Consider the following 20,139-nt stretch of genomic DNA (forward strand, 5'->3'; position numbering starts at 1 on the left):
CCAACGGCCTAGAGGAGCTCTAGCCATGCAAAACGATCTCGGCGGCCTTGCCGCGGTACTCGCCAACCCGATCCTCAACACGGATTCGTACAAGGCATCCCACTTCCTGCAATATCCGGCCGACGCGAGCGCGATGTTCTCGTACGTCGAATCGCGCGGCGGCCGCTACGACCGCACGGTGTTCTTCGGCCTGCAAATGCTGCTGAAGGAATATCTGTGCAAGCCGGTCACGCACGCGATGATCGACGATGCGCGCGACTTCTTCACGGTGCACGGCGAGCCGTTCAACGAAGCGGGCTGGCGCACCATCGTCGAACGCTACGACGGCTACCTGCCGGTGAAGATCCGCGCGGTGCCCGAAGGCGCGGTCGTGCCGACGCACAATGTGCTGATGACTGTCGAATGCGACGATCCACAGGTGTTCTGGCTCGCGTCGTATCTGGAGACGATGCTGCTGCGCGTGTGGTATCCGGTGACGGTCGCGACGCAGAGCTGGCACCTGCGGCAGACGATCCGCCGCTTTCTCGAGAAGACCGACGACGATGTGACGCAACTGCCGTTCAAGCTGCACGACTTCGGCGCGCGTGGCGTGTCGAGTGCGGAATCGGCGGCGATCGGCGGCGCCGCGCACCTCGTCAGCTTCATGGGTTCGGACACGGTGCTGGGCGTGCTCGCCGCGAACCGCTTCTACCGCGAGCCGATGGCCGCGTATTCGGTGCCGGCCGCCGAGCACAGCACGATCACGTCATGGGGGCGCGAAGGCGAAGCCGATGCGTACCGCAACATGCTGCGCCGCTTCGGCCTGCCGGGCGCGATCGTGTCGGTCGTGTCGGACTCCTACGATCTGTTCGCCGCGCTCGATCTGTGGGGTGGCGAGCTGAAGCAGGCCGTGATCGACTCCGGCGCGACGCTCGTCGTGCGGCCCGATTCCGGCGATCCCGTGACGATCGTGCTGCAGACCGTGCGCGCGCTCGATGCATCGTTCGGTTCGACGTTGAACGGCAAGGGGCGGCGCGTGCTGAACCACGTGCGCGTGATCCAGGGCGACGGCGTCGACGAGGTGTCGATCGAGGCGATCCTGTCCGCGCTCGACGACTCGGGCTATGCGGCCGGCAATGTCGTGTTCGGGATGGGCGGCGCGCTGCTGCAGCGGGTGAACCGCGACACGCAGCGCTTCGCGATGAAGTGCTCGGCGATCCGCCGCGCCGGCGTGTGGCACGACGTCTGCAAGGATCCCGTCACCGATCAGGGCAAGCGCTCGAAGAAGGGCAGGCTCACGCTGCTGCGCAACCGCCGCACCGGCGAATACCGGACCGTGACGCTGCCGGTTGCGTGGGACGATCGTGCGATCGAAAGCGAATGGGACGACGCGCTCGAGACGGTGTTCGATACGGGGCGGCTGCTGGTCGATGTGTCGTTGGCCGACGTGCGGGCGAGGGCGCACGCGGGGGAGGCGTGAGGTGAAGGGCGGGGTGACGCGGGCGGGATCGCGCCGTACCGTCCCGCCCGTCCTACGCTGGCATCGCGATTGGCCGGAGCATGCAGATCACCGATCCGTTCGGCGACCGCCTGCGCTTCTGCGAACCGTCATGAGCCGCTCGCCGTCGCGCGCTTGTCCGCCGGCGACGCCGTCGCACGTTCGTCGCGCCGCGCCGCGTCCATCGCTCGCGCGAGCGTATCGAAGACCGCCGGCCCCTTGCAGCGCGACACGTTGAAACGCAGGAACGACGTCGCACTGTGCGATGCGCTGAACACGTTGCCGGGCGCGAGTACGACGCCTTCGTCGAGTGCGTGACGCGCGACCCGCGCGGCATCGAGCCCGTCCGGCAATTCCGCCCACACGAACAGTCCGCCGCGCGGCTCCGTCCAGATCCCGAGCCCGGTGCGCGCGAGCCGCCGGATCGTCTCGCCCATCGCGTCGGCGAGCCGCGCGCGCAAGCCGTCCATGTGCCGCCGGTACGTGCCGTCGACGAGCAGCCGATGCACGACGTTCGCCGTGAGCTGCGCATTGCCGAACGATGTCGCGAGCTTCAGGTCGACGAGCGGCTCGATCCATTCGGTGCGCGCGGCGATGAAGCCGCAACGCATCGCCGCCGACAGCGTCTTCGAGAAACTGCCGATCGACACCACGCGCGCGAGCCCGTCGAACGCGGCAAGGCGCGGCGCGGGCGTGCTCTCGAAGTCCGCGAAGATCTCGTCCTCGACGATCAGCAGGTCGTGCTCGGTCGCGAGCGTCAGCAACCGGTGCGCGACGGGCGGCGCGAGCGTCGCGCCGGTCGGATTATGCAGCGCCGCGTTCGTGATGTAGAGGCGCGGCCGATGCTCGATCAGCGTCTGTTCGAAGCGTGCGAGGTCCGGGCCGTTCGGCGTGTACGGCACGCTGACGATCTGCGCGCGGTGCGCGCGCAGCAGCGCCTGGAAGTTGAAGTAGCACGGATCGTCGAGCACGACGGTGTCGCCCGGCTCCAGCAGCATGCGGCACACGAGATCGAGCGCGTGCGTGCCGCCGTCGGTCAGCACGATCTGCGTGGGGTCCGCCTGCACGCCATGCTGCGCGAGCCGCCATGCAAGCTGCTGGCGCAGCGCGGGCAGGCCGAGCGGCGTCGCATAGTCGGTGAGCGCATCGGACTCGTCGCGCGACACGGCGCGCAGCGCGCGGCGCAGGCTGTCGTCGGGCAGCCACGACGACGGCAGCCAGCCGCAACCCGGTTTCACGGCGGCTGCGCCGGCTTCGAGCGATTGCCGCGACAGCCACAGCGGATCGAGTGCGCGATCGAGGCTCGGGCCGAGATCCGCGAGCACGAGCGGCGGCGCGTGCCCCGACACGTAGAAGCCCGACCCGCGCCGCGCGACGAGCACGCCTTCGCTCGCGAGCCGTTCGTAGGCGTCGACGACGGTCGACTTCGAGACGCCGAGCGTGTCGGCCATCATCCGGATCGACGGCACCCGCGCACCGGGCATCAGCGCGCGGCTCGCGATCCGCGCGCGCAGCGTGTCCATCACGGTTTCCACGCGCGTGCGCGACGGCGCGGGCGGAGCAAGGTCCTGATCGATGCGGTTCATGGCGGGTGCTCTGAACTGTACGGATGTTTGTCCGGTACAGTTTGTCGGAATTGTATTGCGCTGTAGCTTACGCGCTTTTGGCCGGCGGCGGATCATCGGATATCCCCTTTCAATCCGGAATTCCGATGCAAAAGACCACCGACGGATGGCTCAGCGGCCTGCTGGGCGTTATCATCTTCAGCGGCTCGCTGCCCGCGACGCGGGTTGCCGTGCAGGGCCTCGATCCGATGTTCCTGACGTTCGCGCGCGCGACGATCGCCGGCGCGCTCGCGCTGCTCCTGCTCGTCGCGCTGAAGCAGAAGCGGCCGACGCGTGCCGAAGTCGTATCGCTGGTGGTCGTCGCGCTCGGGGTCGTGGTGGGTTTTCCGTTGCTGACGGCGCTGGCGCTCAGGCACGTGACGTCCGCGCACGCGATCGTGTTCGTCGGGCTGCTGCCGCTCGCGACCGCGCTGTTCGGCGTGTGGCGCGGCGGCGAGCGGCCGCGGCTGCCGTTCTGGATCTTCTCGCTGATCGGCAGCGGCGCCGTTGCCGCGTTCGCGCTGCGCAATGGCGGCGAAGCGTCGCCGGTCGGTGATGCGCTGATGCTGGCCGCAATCGTCGCGTGCGGCCTCGGCTATGCGGAAGGCGCGCGCCTGTCGCGCCACCTCGGCGGCTGGCAGGTGATTTCATGGGCGCTCGTGCTGTCGCTGCCGGTGATGGTGCCGCTCGCATGGGTCACGGCGCCCGCGTCATTCGACGGCGTCGACGCCGCCGCACTGTGGGGGCTCGCTTATGTGTCGCTGTTCAGCATGCTGATCGGCTTCGTGTTCTGGTATCGCGGGCTCGCGCTGGGCGGCATCGCGGGCGTCGGCCAGCTGCAGTTGCTGCAGCCGTTCTTCGGCTTCGTGCTCGCTGCCTGGCTGCTGCACGAGACGGTGCCCACGTCGATGATCGCGGTGACCGCGATCGTCGTCGGGTGCGTGGCCGGGGCGAAGTATTTCTCGCGGGGGATGCCGGTGCGCAGGGTGGGGTGACGCGAGCGGAAGTCAGTCGTCCGGCGTACAGACATGCAACCGGTTCTATCGGGACATTGCGTCGCTGCAGGCCCAGGGGGCGGACATTCAGGGCGAGCCGGGGATCGGCTAGGTCCTTCGCCCCGGGTTCATGCTGCCGCCGCTGATGTTCTCGCAATCGGAGCTGGAAGCGTTGATGCTCGGTTTCCGCTGGGTCGCGAAGTGCGCCGATGTGCAATTGACTTCGGCGGCGTCCGACGCGCTCGCGAAGATTTCCGCCGTGCTTCCCGGCGAATTGCGTCGCGAACTGGAAAGCACCACGCTGCTCGTCGGTCCGCGCGCGATCGACGACCGCGAAACGATCGACATGGAAAATCGAACAAGCGAAGGGTACCCAAAACTGGTGAATCACTTGGTAACGGTCGGAGCGGTGTCAGTCGTCGGCATTGCCTGGACCTGCGCCTGAGTGCTCCGAGCAGCATCGGTGTTTGCTCCTTGCGGCTCCGTGTCCTTGGAGAATGAAACCAAGATGTTATCGGGATACGCATAGGCTGAGCCGTTTGCTCTGTCGACCCCGTCGAGGACCAAGGCACCTACACCCAGTAATAGGACATTTCCAACCACCGTTCCCGTGCGAGTCGACGACTTGACTGTCGTGGCGACATCGGCTTCGCCATCCTTAGTGCACTTGATGCTCAAATCGTCCTTTGCACGATGCACGCTTACTGCGCCTGGAGTCGTGACCGTGTAAGTGCCCCTCGAGTTGGCGAGCACGCAGTCCGCTCCAACAACGTCGGCCGTGTCCTTTTGTGTCTTCACCGACACCGTTTGTGTGGTTCCGCCCGTTACTGTCGCGCAGCCCGTGGCCAGCACCGCGAAGCATGCGGAGGCGGTCAGCGCAGCAATTCGCCAATGTTTCATATGTTTTTATCCTTTTTGTAGAAGATTTGTATTAAGTATTTTCGTTACGGTTTGTTAAATGCTGATATAGGCGGTGCGTCAACCGGAGAATAGCTACTGCGGAATAGATATCCCCGGAAATTTTTTCCATCCGTGTCGGAGTACTTTGAGAAGGTCAAACCACTCATATCCGGCACCGGGTCATCCGTTTCACCAAGCGGAGTGCTCCAGCTGTCAGATTCTTTCAACAGCTTTCTTTGATTTCGTGTAGGTTCAGACACGCTTCAGCATGGCCTTGTCCAGATTGAGGCCAGCAAAAGAAAAAATCTGGTCGAAACCATGCGTGAGCGCGCAGAATCGAACCAGATTTTTCTGTCTGTGGGAACGTAGCGAAATGCGTCAGTGGACGGAGAGCTTGTCCACCCAAGGCAGTTGGTCACCAGCAATTTTCGGCTGGCCCTCGATTTGCACGACCCGGGCCTGCGAAGCCGACGCAATGTTGCGGACCGTATCCATAATGGTCTTGTTCACCCACTGGTCCGGGGTGCCGACCAGGCTACCGGCGAGGCCTTGCTCAAGTCCGGCCAGGCCGCCGGAATTTTTCTGGAATACGCCATAGACGTCCAGCTGGTAGCCCCCCTTGTAGGCGTAGAGGCAGCTGTAGAGGTTGAGATTGTTGTATCCCGGAATGGCTCGCGTTGCCTTCGACGTCCAGACGGCACCGTCGCATTTTGCGATACGCATTGTGGTCGCGCCGGCTTGGGACTGTGCGGCTTGCAGAAATGCGCCCATGCCGGTTCCGGCGAGCGCGGAGGATACATCGACCAACTGGAATCTTCCGGGTTTTGCCGGGATGTCTGTGGACATCATGAGCGGCCGGTTCTGCTGAATCCTGTTCGTGTTCTGGGCGAGCCCATCGGCAGCGGCAGTAGCCACCGTGTCGATATCGGCGGTCGTTTTGATGTCGAAGATGTGGTATAGCTCAGTCGTCTCGCTGCGGTCCGCAAGATACTGATTGACGCCGCCGCATGCGGTCAATGCGAGCACGGGCGCAATGCCGGCAATCACAAGTCTCGTTCGCTTCAATTCTTTCCCCGTCTAGTGAAAAGCTTTCAAATTATTTTCATCCGCCCATGCGCGTTGAAATTAGGGCGGCATATGGAATATCGGCAGCTTGCTTGTCAGTCTTTAGGCATTTGGGCCGCGATGCTTTGAGATTTGTCGCTAGGTCCGGCTTGCGAGCTCTCCCATATTCCTGGCTTTCTTTTCTGTGCTGGAGGACGGTATATGCGCAGATTGTCTTGTTGCGTCATTCTTTGACGTTCCGCCCCGGGCGCGCTAGCACCACACTGCGTGTCGTTTTGCGACAACAGAAGTGGACATGGCGACACAGGCGGCGGGCGTGGCTAAGAAGATTGAGAAGACGATTGCGCGGGAGCGGGGCGCCCGGGAGCTGACCCAGGAACAGCTCGCGGAGATGCTTGGGGTCGAGCAAGAAACGATCAGCCGCTTCGAACGCGGGCTTACGCTGCCGCCACTACCTCGGCTGATTCAGCTCGCAGACGTGTTCGAACTGCCACTCGAGGTGCTGCTGCGTGGAACGACCAATCGCGCGGCGGACGAAGCCGCAGACATTGCGGACATGCTTGCAGAGCTGGGCGATAGCGACCGAGACCTTGTCCGGCGCTGGGTAGCGGAGATGTGCGAGCGTCTGTCGCGGAAGCGGTAGGGAAGGGCATGGCCAGTCCGGTAGAGGACGACATGGTTCGACTGTCCGGCCCGCATCACATCACGGGCGGAAGGTCCTTGTTGCCATGAAAGAAAGCCGCTTCTGCGAAGAGAAGCGGCGCGAGAAATCATTTCTCTGGTGCGCGCGCGATGTCGAGCGGTTCGCGTCCGACCGGTTCCTCTCTGGAGCCCTTGGTGTAGTCGGGGACGTCGTCCAGTCAGGCACTTGCGTGGGAAATCTGATGTTGACTCTCTGGAGCGTCAAGCCCAGCGATGACAAGGGTTTGCGGTAATTGGTACCCAGGGCCGGAACGCAGCGCGACGCGGCACGCACGCCGGTCCGGCCGTCACGGAATCAACGAACCTTGCGGTCCGCTAATTCCGTGACGGCGTGTCGCTTTCAGTCAGTGTGGCGCGACCTCACGCAACTTGCGCGACCCCGTACTGCGACGACAAATACCGCCGGATATCCGCCGGCGCATCGATGAAGCGCCGGCCGTTGTGCTCGCGAATCCCGATCGCGTCGTCCTTCGGCGTCTGCCCCTGGCCGAGCACGAGCACCGGCGCCGACTGGTTGTCCTCGCCGATCAGCGCGACGATCGGCTGACGCGGCCGCGGAGCATCGATGTATTCGACGTCGACCGCGTCGCGCAATTGCGGATAAAAGCTCAGCAAGCCTTCGACGGAAACGGAGTCGCCGCAGTAGAACGGTCCTTCGGTATCCTTAAAAAAGCCCGGGCGAAGGATGAACAGGGTGTCCTTCATGGTTGTTTCTCCAGTGGTTGAAAATGAACGTCGAGAAAAAGAGCGGAGGCGACGCGCACGACGCCTCGTTGCATGTCAGGCGTCCGCTTGCGCGAGCGCGGCGGCGCGCATTCTCGCGAAGCCCGCATCGAGGTCGGCGATCATGTCGTCGGGATGCTCGAGGCCCGCGTGGATCCGCAGCAGCGGGCCTTGCGACGCCCAGCGCGTCGCCGTGCGGTCGCGCGTCGGATTGGACGGAATGATCAGGCTCTCGAAGCCGCCCCAGCTGTAGCCCATGCCGAAGCACGTCATCCCGTCGAGCATCGCGCGCACCGCGTCGTCGGGCTGCGGACGCAGCACCACGCCGAACAGCCCGCACGCGCCCGTGAAATCCCGCTGCCAGAGCGCATGGCCGGCATCGCCCGGCCGCGCCGGATACAGGATCTGCGCGACTTCCGGCTGCTTCGCGAGCCATTCCGTCAGCGCGTGCGCATTGCGCTGGTGCCGCTCGAGCCGCACCGACAGCGTGCGCAGTCCGCGCAGCGCGAGATACGCGTCGTCGCCGCTGACGGTCATCCCGAGCTGCCGGTAGAAGCGCGTGACCTTCGGGGCCAGCGCTTCGGTCGTCAGGATCGCGCCCATCAGCACATCCGAATGCCCGGCGATGTACTTCGTCGCCGCGTGGATCGACACGTCGACGCCATGCGCGAACGAACGGAAATTCAGCGGCGTGCCCCACGTGTTGTCGAGCAGCACGACCGCGCCGTGCCGGTGCGCGACGCGGCTGATCGCCGGGATGTCCTGCACCTCGAAGGTCAGCGAGCCCGGCGATTCGGTGAACACCGCACGCGTGTTCGGCCGCATCAGCGACGCGATGTCCGCGCCGATCTCCGGATCGTAGTACGTCGTCTCGATGCCGAGACGCGCAAGCGTCTCTTCGCAGAACGAACGGGTCGGATCGTAAGCGGAATCGGTCATCAGCAGATGGTCGCCGGGGTTCAGCACCGCGAGCAGCGCAGTCGTGATCGCGCTGAGTCCGCTCGGCGTCAACAGCGCGGCATGTGCGCCTTCGAGGCGGGCGAGCGCTTTCTCGAGCGCGCGCGTGGTGGGGCTGCCGTGGCGGCCATACGCGAGCGGCGTGCCGCGCACGGCGTCGAGCGCGTCGGTGCCGTGAAAGAGCAGCGTCGATTGCCGGTACACGGGCGGGTTCACGGGCGAGCCTGGCTGGCCGTGCGAGCGGCCTTCGTGGGCGAGAACAGTGTCGGTCGAATGCAGCAGAGTCAAGATGTCGTCCTTGGGTCGTCGGTCAATCGGTGCGAAGCGGTTCGGAAGCGGTCCAAAGCGGGTCCAAAGCGGGTCCAAAGCGGGTCCAAAGCGGCGGCACGCGGCCGCCGCACTGAGTCAGTGCAGGATCTTGTCGAGGAAGTCGCGCGCGCGGTCGGAGCGCGGCGCGGCGAAGAACGCGTCGCTGGCCGCATCTTCGACCACCGCGCCCTGGTCCATGAAGATCACGCGGTGCGCGACCTTGCGTGCGAAGCCCATCTCGTGCGTTACGCACACCATCGTCATGCCGTCGCGCGCGAGCTCGACCATCACGTCGAGCACTTCGTTGATCATCTCGGGATCGAGCGCAGAGGTCGGTTCGTCGAACAGCATCGCGACCGGATTCATCGACAGCGCGCGTGCGATCGCGACGCGCTGCTGCTGCCCACCGGACAGTTGCCCCGGAAATTTGTGCGCGTGCGCCTTCAGGCCGACGCGGTCGAGCAGCTTCAGGCCATTCTCGATCGCCTCGTCCTTGCGACGGCCGAGCACCTTAATCTGCGCGAGCGTCAGGTTCTCGGTGATCGACAGGTGTGGAAACAGCTCGAAGTGCTGGAACACCATGCCGACGCGCGCGCGCAATTGCGCGAGCTTCACGGCCGGATCGCCGAGCCGCGCGCCGTCGACGGTGATGCTGCCTTTCTGGAACGGCTCGAGGCCGTTGATCGTCTTGATCAGCGTCGACTTGCCGGAGCCCGACGGCCCGCACACGACGACCACTTCGCCTTTCGACACCGCCGCGCTGCAATTCGCGAGGACCTGATGCTTGCCATACCATTTGGACACGTTGTCGAGCGTAATCATCAGTTTCTCCGAGAAACCCCGCCATTTCCCCCAAGGGGACTTCCTTCGGGGCGCATGGCGAGGAGGAAAGGAGCGCCGTCGACAGACGGCATTCCAACGTTAGAATGACCGGCATGATCCTTGTCTACCGCTACCGGGTGAAGTCGCTCCACGGACTCCTTAACAAGCAGAGCCGTGCGGTGAACTATGTGTGGAACTTCTGCAATGACGCGCAGAAGCACGCGCTCAAGTGGGGCAAGAAGTGGCCGACGGGTTTCGACCTGAACGTGCTGACGACCGGCAGCAGCAAGGAACTCGGCATCCACTCCGGCGCGGTCAATGCCACGTGCGAGCAATACGCGAAATCGCGCAGCCAGCACCGGCGCCCTTACCTGCGCTATCGCGGCAGGAATTCGCTGGGCTGGGTGCCGCTGAAGGGCCGCGACCTGAAGCGCGAGGGCGATGCGTTTCGCTTCGCCGGCAACACATTCCGCGTGTTCAGCAGCCGGCCGCTTCCCGACGGCAAGATCAAGGACGGCACCAATTTTGCGCAGGATGCGCGCGGCAACTGGTTTCTCAACATCGTGATTGAATTGCCCGATGTTCAGGCGCGCCCGATCCGTTCCGGCGTCGGTATCGATCTCGGTCTGAAAGACTTCGCAACACTTTCGACCGGCGAGAAGCTGCCCAACGACCAGTTCGGCCGGCGAGCTGCTGACAAGCTCGCGAAGGCGCAACGGGCGCGCAAACACAAGCGGCATATCGCAAAGCTGCACGCCAAGGTGGCGAATGCCCGCGCCGATTTCCAGCATAAGCTCGCACGCGATCTGGTGCGGCGCTTCGATTACATCGCGGTCGGCAACGTGTCGGCCGCCAGACTCGCCAGAACCAGGATGGCGAAGAGCGTCTACGACGCATCCTGGTCGTCCTTCCGAAACAAGCTCCGTTACAAGGCGATGGCGCACGGAGCCACGTTCGAGGAAGTGGACGAAAGCGGTTCTACCCAGTCCTGTTCGGCGTGCGGATCGAAAGACAGCACGACGCGGCCGAAAGGTATCGCGGGACTGAGAATAAGGGCGTGGACCTGCAGTGGCTGTGGTGTCGTGCATGATCGTGATACCAACGCTGCGTTGAACATTCTCCGATGCGGACGTGCATCGCCAGTTGTGGGAATCGTCCGCCTTTAGGCGGGCGAGGACGTCAAGTGTTGTCCTTCATCCATGTCGTGTTGTTCGAACGGCATGCGTTCAATGCGCGGACGGCAGCGCCAGGCGGGTCTCGACGCGGCCCTGCAGCCGCGTGAGCAGCGTGCTCAGCACCCAGTAGATCGCGGCGGCCGCGAGATAGAGCGGCAGCGGCTGGAACGTCGCGGCGATCACTTCCTGCGTCGAGCGCAGCAGTTCCGTCACGGTGATCACGGAGACGAGCGACGTGTCCTTGATCAGGCTGATCAGCGTATTGCCGAGGCTTGGCACCGCGAGGCGCAGCGCCTGCGGGCAGACGACGTAGCGCAGCGTCTGCACGTGCGTGAGGCCGAGGCTGTGCGCGGCCGCCCATTGACCGCGGCCGATGCCGAGGATTGCGCCGCGCATGCTCTCCGACAGATACGCGGCCGCGTTGAGCGTCAGCGTGAAGATGCCGGCCGTCGTCGGATCGAGCGTGATGCCGAGATCGGGCAGCCCGTAATAGACGACGAACATCTGCACGAGCAGCGGCGTGCCGCGCATCACGCTGACGTAGCCCTGCGCGAGCCCCGATGCGAGCCGGTTGCTGCCGATGCGCATGATCGCGATCACGAGCCCGACGACGAGGCCGAGCACCATCGACGCCACCGCGAACTTCAGCGTGAGGACCGCGCCTTTCACCATCACGGGGAGGGTGTGAACGACCAGATCGAATGCTTCCATCACGTGTCTCCTGATTGTGTGCCGGACGGGCCGCGCGATCGTGCGCGCGGCCCCGGGGCGGATTGCGTTATTGCGTGACCGGCTTCGACGTGTCCGTGCCGAACCATTGCATCGAGATCTTCTTCAGCGTGCCGTCCTGCTGCAGCGACGCGATCGCGTCGTCGATCGCTTTCGCGAACTTCGGATTGCCCTTGCGGAACGGAATGCCCATCTGGTCCTCGCCGCCCGGCAGCACGGAGCCGGGGCGCAGCGGCAGGTGCGAGTTCTTGATCAGGTAGCTGAGCATCAGCCGATCGTTGACCGCCGCGTCGATGCGGCCGGCCGCGAGGTCGCGCAGGTTCTCCGGCGTGCCGGGATACACCTGCAGGTCGATCGCGGGCACGGTCTTCACGAGGTCGACGTAGTTGCTGCCCATCGTTACGCCGACCTTCTTGCCCTTCAGTTCGTCGAGCGACTTGAACGCGCGCGTGTCGTTCTGCCGTTGCAGCAACTGCGCGGACGAATACACGTACGGCTGGCTGAAGTCGAGCGCCTGTTTGCGCGACGGCGTGATCGCGACCTGGTTGACGATCACGTCGAACTTGCCGGCCTGCAGACCGGCGAGGATCCCGCTCCATTCGGTCGTGACGAATTGCGGCTTCACGCCGAGACGCGCGGCGACGGCCTTCGCGACGTCGACATCGAAGCCTTCGAGCTGGCCTTCGGCATTGCGGTAGTCGAACGGCGGATACGTGCCTTCGAGCGCGATCTTCAGCACGCCGGCCTGCTTGACGGTGTCGAGCAGGTCCGCCGCGTGCGACGTGGCGGCTGCCATGCAGAGCAGTGCGGCGGCGAATCCTTGCTTGAGCGTCGGGGTGAAGCGTTTCATGGTTGTCTCCGGGGTGCTTGTTGAAAAATGCAGGTCGAAAAATCAAGTCGAAAAAACTCAGGGTGTGCGCGTCCGCGGCGACGGGCGGCGTCGCCGTGGGCGGGATTCATGCCGCGCAATGCGCGGCGCAGGAAACGAAGGCGGCAAGCGGCGGCACGGGCCGCTTGCGCTGAGCGTTACGGCGTGCGGTCGCGCGCGGGTGTGGAACGGCGCAGGTGCCGGCGCGTGGTGTCGAATGGCGGGACAGGTGTGACGGCCGAGAGCAGCGATGCGTGGCGACGGCAAACCGCGATGCGCGTCGCGAAGCGATCGTGCGCGGCGAACCGCGCGACAGGCCGCGCACCGTTCGTGTCGAACGTGTTTCGGTGCGCGGCGAAGAGTTCAAGCATGGTGTTCATGATTGCCCGTGCGGCTTGTGAGTGTTGTAGACCGGACGCATCGTCGATGCGTGTCCGGCGGCCACAAATGCTGAACGACTGAGGGCAATCTTAGTTTTGTCAAAAGGGAAAGTGTTTCCAAAAACGCGCGGACTTTCTGCGTTTCGTGGAAAGTTTTTCTCTCGTGATCAAAGGTGACACAACCGATCTGCTGCGGTTGCACGTGATGAGAAGCATCAGGTGCTACGGGATGACCCGGATGGTTACCCGCTTTGGCGGCGCGGCATCACGCCGGAATGCAAAACGGCCAGGCTTGCCGCGATCGGCAAGCCTGGCCGTTTCCTGTATCGCGCGAGTGCGCGAACGGGTGAGCGGACGGGCGGGCGTTATGCGAACGTTTCGAGCGCGAGCAATTCGTCGATCGTCTGCCGGCGGCGGATCAGCCGCGGCTCGCCGCGATCGACGAGCACTTCCGGCGCGAGCGGCCGGCTGTTGTAGTTCGATGACATCGACGAGCCGTACGCGCCCGCGTCGTGCACGAACAGCAGGTCGCCGATCTGCGGCTGCGGCAGGTGGCGGTGCGTGACCACGCCGCCCGCATCCTGCGTGAACACGTCGCCGGATTCGCACAGCGGCCCCGCAATCGCCATGTCCACGCGCGGCCGGCCCTCGGGCGCCGCGCCGTCGTGCGTGTGCACCGTGACGCCGTGATAGCTGCCGTACATCGCCGGGCGCATCAGGTCGTTGAAGCCCGCGTCGATCAGCACGAAGTCGTGCTTCGGCCGGCGGTTCACCGCCTGCACCTCGGTGACGAGCGTGCCGGCTTCGGCGACGAGGAAGCGGCCCGGTTCGATCTCGATGCGCACCGCGTGGCCGAGATGCTGTTCGATCCGCTTGCGCGCGGCGTCCCACTGGCGGAAGTAGTGATCGACGTCGACGCGCGGCTCGTCCTTCCGGTAAGGAATCGACAACCCGCCGCCCGCCGAGATCGCCTCGATGTCGTGGCCGAGCGACGTGACGAGATCGACCATCGCGTCGCAGACCTGCGACAGGTGGCCGTAGTCGACGCCCGAGCCGATGTGCATGTGGATGCCGACCAGCTCGAGCCCGTACTGGCGCACGATCTCGATCGCGCGCGGCACGTCGCCGATCCAGATCCCGTGCTTGCTCTGCGGACCGCCGGTGTTGGTCTTGTTGCTGTGGCCGTGGCCGAAGCCGGGGTTGATGCGCAGCCATACGCGATGGCCGGGCGATGCTTCGCCGACGCGCGCGAGCATGTCGAGCGAGCCTGCGTTCACGGTCACGCCGTGCTTCAGCACCGTCGCAAGCGTCGGCCGGTCGATCAGGTCCGCAGTGAACACGACGCCTTCCGGGTCGCCGTCGGGCCGGAAGCCCGCCGCGAGGCTGCGCTCGATCTCGCCGAGCGACACCGCGTCGACGAGCGCGCCTTCGTCGCGCATCAGCTTCAGGATGTGGATGTTCGAACACGCTTTCTGCGCGTAGCGGATCACGTCGAACTGGCGCAGTTGCGCGATGCGGTCGCGGATGACGTCGGCGTCGTACACCCACAGCGGGGTGGCGTATTGCTGCGCGAGCGCCGCGAGTTGGCGGGGATCGAGGGACATGATGAACGGATCGGGTCGAAGCAATGGATAGTCCGCATGATGCGCCCGATCGGCCATCCAGTAAAATGCTGGTTTATCGACATTCCATTTATTTTGGATATACATGGCTACGCTGACCCACCGCCACATCGAAGTGTTCCGCGCGCTGATGGTCACGGGCAGCGCGACCCGCGCGGCCGAGATGCTCTATACGTCGCAGCCGACCGTCAGCCGCGAGCTCGCGCGGATGGAGCAGATCGTCGGCTTCGCACTGTTCGAGCGCGCGCACGGGCGGCTGCGGCCGACGATGGCCGCGCTCACGCTGTTCGACGACGTGCGGCTCGCATATGTGGGGCTCGAGCGCATCGCGGCGACCGCCGCGCGGCTGCGCGAGTTTCGCGACGGCCAGCTGTCGGTGATCGCGCTGCCCGCGTTCTCGCACGCGATCCTGCCGGGCGCATGCCGGCGCTTTCATGCGGCGCACGCGGGCGTCAGCGTGTCGGTCGCGACGCAGGAATCGCCGGTGCTCGAGGAGTGGCTCACCGCGCAGCGCTACGACATCGGCCTGACCGAGCACGACGTCGCGCCGGCCGGCACCGTGCTCACGCCGCTGTTCGAGGCCGACGAGGTGTGCGTGCTGCCGGACGGCCATCCGCTGCTGGCGAAGGACGCGCTCGATCTCGAGGATCTCGCGGATCGCCCGTTCGTCAGCCTGTCGCTGAACGACCCGTACCGGATCATGATCGACGAAGCGTTCGCGCAGCTCGGCGTCGCGCCGCGCTCGGTGGTCGAGACGCCGTCGGCCGTGTCGGTGTGTGCATTCGTGCGGCAGGGGCTCGGCGCGGCGATCGTCAATCCGCTGACCGCGCTCGATTTCGCGGGACGCGACCTGCATGTCCGGCCGCTCACGCGCTCGTTTCCGTACCGGGTCAGCGTGATCGTGCCCGAGCACCGGCCGAAGAGCCTGCTCGTCGATGCATTCGCCGATGCGCTGCAGGATGAGGCGCAGGCGATCCGGCGCAAGCTCGCCGCGCACCTCGGCTGACGCGTGGCCCGTATGATGGCGGCTTGGCCATCGTCAACGGATTTCATCATGTCATCTTCCGCCGCGTCGCCCGAGCAGCCGACCCTGACCGGCCCGCATGTCGAACTGCTGCCGCTGCAGGCGTCGCACGCGCAGGCGCTGCTCGATGCCGCCGCCGACGGGCGGCTCTGGAACCTCAAGGTCACCGTCGTGCCGGGACCCGACACGATCGACGCGTATGTGGCCGCCGCATTGCAGGGGTGTGCGACGGGCACGGTGATGCCGTACGTGATCGTCGAGCGCGCGACGGGCCGGATCGTCGGCAGCACGCGCTTCTGGAAAATCGACCGCGCGAATCGCAAGCTCGAGATCGGCCATACGTGGCTGAGCGCATCGGTGCAGCGCTCGCGCGTGAACACGGAAGCGAAATGGCTGATGCTGACCTACGCGTTCGACACGCTGCAATGCGTGCGCGTGCAGTTCACGACCGACGAGCTCAACGAGAAGTCGCGCGACGCGATTCTGCGGCTCGGCGCGAAGGAGGAGGGGACCGTGCGTCACGAACGGATCATGCCGGACGGGCGCAAGCGGAATTCGGTGCGCTTCAGCATCATCGACGACGAGTGGCCCGACGTGAAGGCGAGGTTGCTGGAGAAGCTGGCGAGGTAAGCGGGCGTGATGGACGCGGCGGAACTCGGCGGGTTAGGGCGCGCGCCCGACTGGCTGACTGGCTGACTGGCTGACTGGCTGACACGCCGCGCGGCCGGAGAGGGGGGCGGCGGCGCGGCGGGAAGACCGTAACGGCGCTGCGTCGCGCGCGATGCGCGACACGGCAGCGCGGATTACTGCGCCGATGCGAGGTGATGACGCTGCGCGAGCTTCTGTGCTTCCGCGTAATGCGCCTGCAGGATCGGCAGCGACTGGCGTGCGACTTCCTTCAGCTTCTTGTCGCGGCCCGACGCGATTTCAGCCTGGAACACCGAGATCGCCTTCTGTTCGCCGCTCAGTGCGACCTGCTCGATATATGCGTTGTCGAATTCGGCGCCGCGCAGGTTCTTGATGCTGTCGAGCGTAGCGGTGTCCGGATCGTTGTGCGGCACGTCGACGCCGCGCGGGCTTGCGGCGCGCATCGCCTGGATGATCTTCTCGTCGTCGGTGACGACGCGTTGCGCGAACGCCTTGACCTGGCTGTCCGACGTGCGCGAGTCGGCAATTCTTGCCGCGTCGTGCTGCGTCGACACGACTTTCGTACCGTCCGTGATGAAGGCCTGGTCAGCCTCGTGGATGCGCGTTTCGCCGGCGGCCGGCTTGGCCGGCTCCATCGGTTGCGCGCTCTGCGCGTTGGCGGTCACGGCGACCAGCAGAAGGCCGGCGGCAGACAGGGCGAGGCGGGTAGCTTTGGGAAAGCGGCTCATGGAACCTCCTTTCGATCGGGTTCGTTGAGGAAACGGATGACGTGATCCGTAGCTGTGCGAGAGACCGGGCGCAGGCCCGGGCCGGTTCGGCTGCCGCTCTGCCGCGGCGGCAATCGCAGGGGTAACCGGCCCGATCGATTCTAGGAGAGGGGTTGGCGTGCAGGTGATACGACGCTGTCGCTTGTGTAACGTTTGGTAAGACGTTTGGGCGCGCGATGGCGGGTGTCATCGTTTGTGCGGCTGGCGTTTGCGCAACAGCGCGGCAGTACGAAGGTCGAAGCTCGCAGCACTCGGCACTCGGCACTCGGCACTCAGCACTCAGCACGTCACGCGTCACGCGTCACGCGTACGGCGCGAGTGCGTCACACGATGCCGGGCAACGCATCGATGCGCGTCAACAGTGGCGTCGCGCAGTGCTTCTGCAACGTGTCGGGCGCGGTATAGCCCCAAGCAACGCCCTGGAACGCGACGTTCGCGCGACGCGCGGCATCCGCATCGCGGATCTCGTCGCCGACGTACAGCATCTCGTCGCCGCGCAGGCCCGCGTCGCGTGCGAGCGTGCGCAGCCGGCGCGCCTTGCCGAACAGCGAGATGCCGCACGCGAAATGGTCGACGTGACGGCAGGCTTGCGCGCCGAGCCGGTCGCGCACGACTGCCTCGGTGTTGGATGTCGCAACGGCGATCCGCACACCGCGCACGGCGAGCGACGAGAAGGTCTCCACGACGCCAGGAAACAGCGTCACCTGCGCGATGCGCTGCTGCATCAGGCGGCGCATGTCGATCGTCACATGCGGCACTTTCCACATCGGGACGTCGAGCGTGCGGAGGATGTCGCGCGCGGACAGCGTGCGCATCACGGCGAGCATGGTGTCGTCGGCGTTGCGGAAGCCGTGCATGCGCGATGCCTCCGACAGCGCCGCGCGAAAGCAGTCGAAGGAATCGGCGAGCGTGCCGTCGAAATCGAATGCAATGAGTCGGTAGGTCATGAGTGTGGTGCCCGTGTGGCCGCGATTGTAATCGCTTCGTCAGCTTGCGTGCCGCCATATCGCGGGGGGCGTGCGCGATCCGGCGCGCGCATTTGCAGCGCCTGCGCACAGGCCCCAGAATAGCCGCACCAATCGGCAATCAGACCAGCATACGGGCAGCGTGTGGGCATCAACTTCGATCTCACCGACTTGCAGGCTTTCCGGGCCGTGGTCGAACTCGGCAGCTTTCGCAAGGCGGCGGACGCCATTCATATTTCCCAGCCGGCGTTGAGCCGGCGCATCGAGAAGCTCGAGGAGGCGCTCGGCGTGCGGCTGTTCGAGCGTACGACGCGCAGCGTCACGCTGACGACGGTCGGGCGCACGTTCGCGCCGAGCGCCGGGCAGGTGCTCGACGATCTCGACGTCGCGCTGCTCGGCATCCGCGACGTGTCGTCGAGCCGGCTCGGCCACGTGACGATCGCGTGCGTGCCGTCGGTTGCGTATTACTTCCTGCCGAACGTGATCGCGCGCTTTCGCGCCCGTTATCCGAAGATCCGCATCAAGCTGATCGACGCGAGCGCGAACGAGGTGCTCGACGCGGTGGTGAGCGGCGAGGCCGATTTCGGCGTCAGCTTCATGGGCAGCCAGGAACCGGGCGTCGAGTTCCGCACGCTGCTGCAGGAACGCTTCGTCGCCGCGTGCCGGCGCGACCATCCGCTCGCCGCGAAAAAGCGCGTGACGTGGAGCGAGCTGTACGAATACGACTACGTGTCGGTCGACAAGACGTCCGGCAACCGGCTGCTGCTCGACCAGGCGCTGGCGGGCATCGCGCCGCGCACGCCGAGCGTGTGCGAGACGCGGCATGTCACGACGATGCTCGGGCTCGTCGAGGCCGGGCTCGGTGTCGCGGCTGTGCCGTCGATGGCGATGCCGCTGCCCACGCATCCGATCCTGACGAGCGTGCCACTCGTCGATCCGGTCGTCACGCGGCGCGTCGGCATCGTGCGGCGGCGCGCTCGCGCGCTGACCCCCGCCGCGCAGGAATTCCTCAACGCGGTCGTCGCGGACCGCAAGCCGGCCGCGCCCGCCAGGCGAAAGGCCGGAGGCCGTACGTGACGCTGCCGCGGCCGTTGCGGCTGCTGTACGTGCAGGTGTTGATCGGGATGGGGCTCGGCGTCGCGGTCGGGCATCTGTTCCCGGCGGCCGGCGTCGCGCTGAAGCCGCTCGGCGACGCGTTCGTCGCGCTCGTGCGGATGATGGTCGCGCCGGTCGTGTTCTGCACGATCGTGACCGGAATCAACGCGGCCGGCGACGGCGCGCGCGTCGGGCGCACGATCGTCGGCGCGCTCGTGCTGTTCTATGCGCTGACCGCGGCCGCGCTCGGCGCGGGCCTCGCCATCGCGTATGCGGTGCGGCCGGGCGACGGGCTGCATGTCGTCGCGAGCCGGCTCGGCCAGCCCGACGCGTCGGCGCTCGTCGCGCACGCGCAGGCGCCCGCGCACGGCCTCGCGGCGTTCCTGTTGCGGATCGTTCCCGATACGCTCGTCGGCGCGTTCGCGGCGGGCGAGGTGCTGCCCGTGCTGCTGGTCGGGCTGCTGTTCGGTTTCGCGCTCGCGGCGACGGAAGGGCGTGACGGTGCCGTGCATGCGTTCGTCGAAGGGTTCGCGCGCGTGCTGTTCGGGATCCTCGCGCTCGTGATGCGGCTCGCGCCGCTCGGCGCGTTTGGCGCGATCGCGTTTGCGGTCGGGCGCTTCGGCGTCGAATCGCTCGGCACGCTCGGCAAGCTGATCGTGTCGATGTATGTCGCGTGCGCGCTGTTCGTCGCGTTCGTGCTCGCGCCGCTCGCGCGGCTGCACGGCTTTTCGCTGTGGCGGCTGCTGCGCTATCTGCGCGAGGAGCTGCTGATCGTGCTCGCGACGTCGTCGACGGAACCCGTGCTGCCGCGCCTGCTCGTCAAGCTCGAAGCGCTCGGTTGCGACAAGGGCGTGGTCGGGCTCGTGCTGCCGGCCGGCTATTCGTTCAATCTCGACGGCACCGCGATCTACCTGACGCTCGCGACGCTGTTCATCGCGCAGGCGTTCGACGTGCCGCTGTCCGCCGCGCAGGTCGCGACGCTGCTCGCGGTGATGCTGGTCACGTCGAAGGGCGCGGCCGGCGTGTCGGGCAGCGGGCTCGTCGCGCTGATCGCGACGCTCGCCGTGGTGCCCGATCTGCCGGTCGCGGGCGTCGCGCTGCTGGTGGGCATCGACCGCTTCATGTCGGAGGCGCGCGCGCTGACGAGCGTGATCAGCAATGCGTGCGCGGTGGTCGTCGTCGCGATCTGGCAGCAGGGCTGCGATCGTGCGCGGCTGCGCGAGGTGCTGGGCGACGCTCGTCGGGCGCCGATCGTCGATTCGCGGTGAGCGGGGCGGGCGAACCGATGCGCGACGGCAAGCGGCCCCGCGAT

General features: G+C 66.0%; 20 protein-coding genes. 9 read left to right on the forward strand and 11 right to left on the reverse strand.

Annotation, left to right across the window (positions count from 1 at the left end):
• Window positions 1–25: 25 nt before the first annotated feature.
• Window positions 26–1,459, forward strand: a complete 1,434-nt coding sequence (locus ACV229_RS22610; RefSeq protein WP_448085336.1) for a nicotinate phosphoribosyltransferase — start codon at window positions 26–28, stop codon at window positions 1,457–1,459.
• A 128-nt stretch (window positions 1,460–1,587) separates the two neighbouring features.
• On the opposite strand, the gene ACV229_RS22615 is transcribed toward ACV229_RS22610, so the two are convergent.
• A complete protein-coding gene (locus ACV229_RS22615) occupies window positions 1,588–3,063 on the reverse strand; it encodes an aminotransferase-like domain-containing protein (protein WP_448085337.1) in 1,476 nt (491 codons plus the stop codon).
• A gap of 125 nt (window positions 3,064–3,188) precedes the next feature.
• On the opposite strand from ACV229_RS22615, the gene ACV229_RS22620 reads away from it, so the two are divergent.
• Window positions 3,189–4,076: a DMT family transporter gene (locus ACV229_RS22620; protein WP_448085338.1), complete on the forward strand. Its 888-nt coding sequence runs from the start codon at window positions 3,189–3,191 to the stop codon at window positions 4,074–4,076.
• Window positions 4,077–4,206: 130 nt separating this feature from the next.
• Window positions 4,207–4,521 carry a helix-turn-helix transcriptional regulator gene (locus tag ACV229_RS22625; RefSeq protein ID WP_448085339.1) on the forward strand — a complete coding sequence of 105 codons (315 nt, stop codon included), beginning with the start codon at window positions 4,207–4,209 and terminating at the stop codon, window positions 4,519–4,521.
• Window positions 4,522–5,354: 833 nt separating this feature from the next.
• Here the strand turns inward: ACV229_RS22625 and ACV229_RS22630 are convergent.
• A complete protein-coding gene (locus tag ACV229_RS22630; RefSeq protein WP_448085340.1) occupies window positions 5,355–6,023 on the reverse strand; it encodes a hypothetical protein in 669 nt (222 codons plus the stop codon).
• 313 nt (window positions 6,024–6,336) lie between these two features.
• Here ACV229_RS22630 and ACV229_RS22635 point away from each other — a divergent pair, with 313 nt between their 5' ends.
• Complete coding sequence (locus ACV229_RS22635; protein WP_448085341.1) at window positions 6,337–6,684, forward strand: helix-turn-helix transcriptional regulator; 348 nt, start codon at window positions 6,337–6,339, stop codon at window positions 6,682–6,684.
• 419 nt (window positions 6,685–7,103) lie between these two features.
• Here the strand turns inward: ACV229_RS22635 and ACV229_RS22640 are convergent, their stop codons facing one another.
• The 3 genes from ACV229_RS22640 to ACV229_RS22650 all read right to left on the reverse strand — a co-directional run bounded on the left by ACV229_RS22640 (window position 7,104) and on the right by ACV229_RS22650 (window position 9,554).
• Window positions 7,104–7,448, reverse strand: coding sequence for a DUF3088 domain-containing protein (locus ACV229_RS22640; protein WP_448085342.1), 345 nt, complete (start codon window positions 7,446–7,448; stop codon window positions 7,104–7,106).
• A 75-nt stretch (window positions 7,449–7,523) separates the two neighbouring features.
• On the reverse strand, window positions 7,524–8,711 hold the full coding sequence (gene metC, locus ACV229_RS22645) for a cystathionine beta-lyase (protein ID WP_448085343.1): 1,188 nt from the start codon (window positions 8,709–8,711) through the stop codon (window positions 7,524–7,526).
• Window positions 8,712–8,828: 117 nt separating this feature from the next.
• Window positions 8,829–9,554, reverse strand: coding sequence for an amino acid ABC transporter ATP-binding protein (locus ACV229_RS22650; RefSeq protein ID WP_448085344.1), 726 nt, complete (start codon window positions 9,552–9,554; stop codon window positions 8,829–8,831).
• A 113-nt stretch (window positions 9,555–9,667) separates the two neighbouring features.
• Here ACV229_RS22650 and ACV229_RS22655 point away from each other — a divergent pair, with 113 nt between their 5' ends.
• Window positions 9,668–10,720, forward strand: coding sequence for an RNA-guided endonuclease InsQ/TnpB family protein (locus ACV229_RS22655; protein ID WP_448085453.1), 1,053 nt, complete (start codon window positions 9,668–9,670; stop codon window positions 10,718–10,720).
• Window positions 10,721–10,780: 60 nt separating this feature from the next.
• On the opposite strand, the gene ACV229_RS22660 is transcribed toward ACV229_RS22655, so the two are convergent.
• From ACV229_RS22660 to lysA, 4 genes are all read right to left on the reverse strand, one after another.
• Window positions 10,781–11,440 (reverse strand): amino acid ABC transporter permease, encoded by a 660-nt coding sequence (locus tag ACV229_RS22660; RefSeq protein ID WP_448085345.1) that lies wholly within the window; start codon window positions 11,438–11,440, stop codon window positions 10,781–10,783.
• A 67-nt stretch (window positions 11,441–11,507) separates the two neighbouring features.
• On the reverse strand, window positions 11,508–12,308 hold the full coding sequence (locus ACV229_RS22665) for a transporter substrate-binding domain-containing protein (protein ID WP_448085346.1): 801 nt from the start codon (window positions 12,306–12,308) through the stop codon (window positions 11,508–11,510).
• A 176-nt stretch (window positions 12,309–12,484) separates the two neighbouring features.
• On the reverse strand, window positions 12,485–12,706 hold the full coding sequence (locus ACV229_RS22670; protein WP_448085347.1) for a hypothetical protein: 222 nt from the start codon (window positions 12,704–12,706) through the stop codon (window positions 12,485–12,487).
• Window positions 12,707–13,071: 365 nt separating this feature from the next.
• Entirely contained in the window at window positions 13,072–14,310 is a 1,239-nt protein-coding gene (gene lysA / locus ACV229_RS22675; protein WP_448085348.1) for a diaminopimelate decarboxylase, read from the reverse strand.
• Between the two features lie 103 nt (window positions 14,311–14,413).
• On the opposite strand from lysA, the gene ACV229_RS22680 reads away from it, so the two are divergent.
• Together ACV229_RS22680 and ACV229_RS22685 are read left to right on the forward strand one after the other, a co-directional pair.
• The gene (locus ACV229_RS22680; RefSeq protein WP_448085349.1) at window positions 14,414–15,334 is read left to right on the forward strand and encodes a LysR family transcriptional regulator; all 921 of its coding nucleotides are present in this window, start codon (window positions 14,414–14,416) and stop codon (window positions 15,332–15,334) included.
• 48 nt (window positions 15,335–15,382) lie between these two features.
• Window positions 15,383–15,982: a GNAT family N-acetyltransferase gene (locus tag ACV229_RS22685; protein WP_448085350.1), complete on the forward strand. Its 600-nt coding sequence runs from the start codon at window positions 15,383–15,385 to the stop codon at window positions 15,980–15,982.
• Window positions 15,983–16,155: 173 nt separating this feature from the next.
• On the opposite strand, the gene ACV229_RS22690 is transcribed toward ACV229_RS22685, so the two are convergent.
• Together ACV229_RS22690 and ACV229_RS22695 are read right to left on the reverse strand one after the other, a co-directional pair.
• Window positions 16,156–16,728, reverse strand: a complete 573-nt coding sequence (locus ACV229_RS22690) for a DUF4142 domain-containing protein (protein WP_448085351.1) — start codon at window positions 16,726–16,728, stop codon at window positions 16,156–16,158.
• 362 nt (window positions 16,729–17,090) lie between these two features.
• Window positions 17,091–17,714, reverse strand: coding sequence for an HAD hydrolase-like protein (locus ACV229_RS22695; protein WP_448085352.1), 624 nt, complete (start codon window positions 17,712–17,714; stop codon window positions 17,091–17,093).
• 162 nt (window positions 17,715–17,876) lie between these two features.
• On the opposite strand from ACV229_RS22695, the gene ACV229_RS22700 reads away from it, so the two are divergent.
• Both ACV229_RS22700 and dctA read left to right on the forward strand, forming a co-directional pair.
• Window positions 17,877–18,809 (forward strand): LysR substrate-binding domain-containing protein, encoded by a 933-nt coding sequence (locus ACV229_RS22700; protein ID WP_448085353.1) that lies wholly within the window; start codon window positions 17,877–17,879, stop codon window positions 18,807–18,809.
• Window positions 18,806–20,095 (forward strand): C4-dicarboxylate transporter DctA, encoded by a 1,290-nt coding sequence (gene dctA, locus ACV229_RS22705; protein ID WP_448085354.1) that lies wholly within the window; start codon window positions 18,806–18,808, stop codon window positions 20,093–20,095. The genes ACV229_RS22700 and dctA overlap by 4 nt, the downstream gene beginning before the upstream one ends.
• Window positions 20,096–20,139 lie beyond the last annotated feature (44 nt).

This window comes from Burkholderia sp. MR1-5-21 (assembly GCF_053427715.1).

Bases quoted from the DNA above. Each gene is read 5' to 3' on its own strand.
- ACV229_RS22610 (WP_448085336.1), top strand. From the start codon at position 26: ATGCAAAACGATCTCGGCGGCCTTGCCGCGGTACTCGCCAACCCGATC.
- ACV229_RS22615 (WP_448085337.1), bottom strand. From the start codon at position 3,063: ATGAACCGCATCGATCAGGACCTTGCTCCGCCCGCGCCGTCGCGCACG.
- ACV229_RS22620 (WP_448085338.1), top strand. From the start codon at position 3,189: ATGCAAAAGACCACCGACGGATGGCTCAGCGGCCTGCTGGGCGTTATC.
- ACV229_RS22625 (WP_448085339.1), top strand. From the start codon at position 4,207: ATGCTGCCGCCGCTGATGTTCTCGCAATCGGAGCTGGAAGCGTTGATG.
- ACV229_RS22635 (WP_448085341.1), top strand. From the start codon at position 6,337: ATGGCGACACAGGCGGCGGGCGTGGCTAAGAAGATTGAGAAGACGATT.
- ACV229_RS22640 (WP_448085342.1), bottom strand. From the start codon at position 7,448: ATGAAGGACACCCTGTTCATCCTTCGCCCGGGCTTTTTTAAGGATACC.
- ACV229_RS22650 (WP_448085344.1), bottom strand. From the start codon at position 9,554: ATGATTACGCTCGACAACGTGTCCAAATGGTATGGCAAGCATCAGGTC.
- ACV229_RS22655 (WP_448085453.1), top strand. From the start codon at position 9,668: ATGATCCTTGTCTACCGCTACCGGGTGAAGTCGCTCCACGGACTCCTT.
- ACV229_RS22660 (WP_448085345.1), bottom strand. From the start codon at position 11,440: ATGGAAGCATTCGATCTGGTCGTTCACACCCTCCCCGTGATGGTGAAA.
- ACV229_RS22665 (WP_448085346.1), bottom strand. From the start codon at position 12,308: ATGAAACGCTTCACCCCGACGCTCAAGCAAGGATTCGCCGCCGCACTG.
- ACV229_RS22670 (WP_448085347.1), bottom strand. From the start codon at position 12,706: ATGAACACCATGCTTGAACTCTTCGCCGCGCACCGAAACACGTTCGAC.
- lysA (WP_448085348.1), bottom strand. From the start codon at position 14,310: ATGTCCCTCGATCCCCGCCAACTCGCGGCGCTCGCGCAGCAATACGCC.
- ACV229_RS22680 (WP_448085349.1), top strand. From the start codon at position 14,414: ATGGCTACGCTGACCCACCGCCACATCGAAGTGTTCCGCGCGCTGATG.
- ACV229_RS22685 (WP_448085350.1), top strand. From the start codon at position 15,383: ATGTCATCTTCCGCCGCGTCGCCCGAGCAGCCGACCCTGACCGGCCCG.
- ACV229_RS22690 (WP_448085351.1), bottom strand. From the start codon at position 16,728: ATGAGCCGCTTTCCCAAAGCTACCCGCCTCGCCCTGTCTGCCGCCGGC.
- ACV229_RS22695 (WP_448085352.1), bottom strand. From the start codon at position 17,714: ATGACCTACCGACTCATTGCATTCGATTTCGACGGCACGCTCGCCGAT.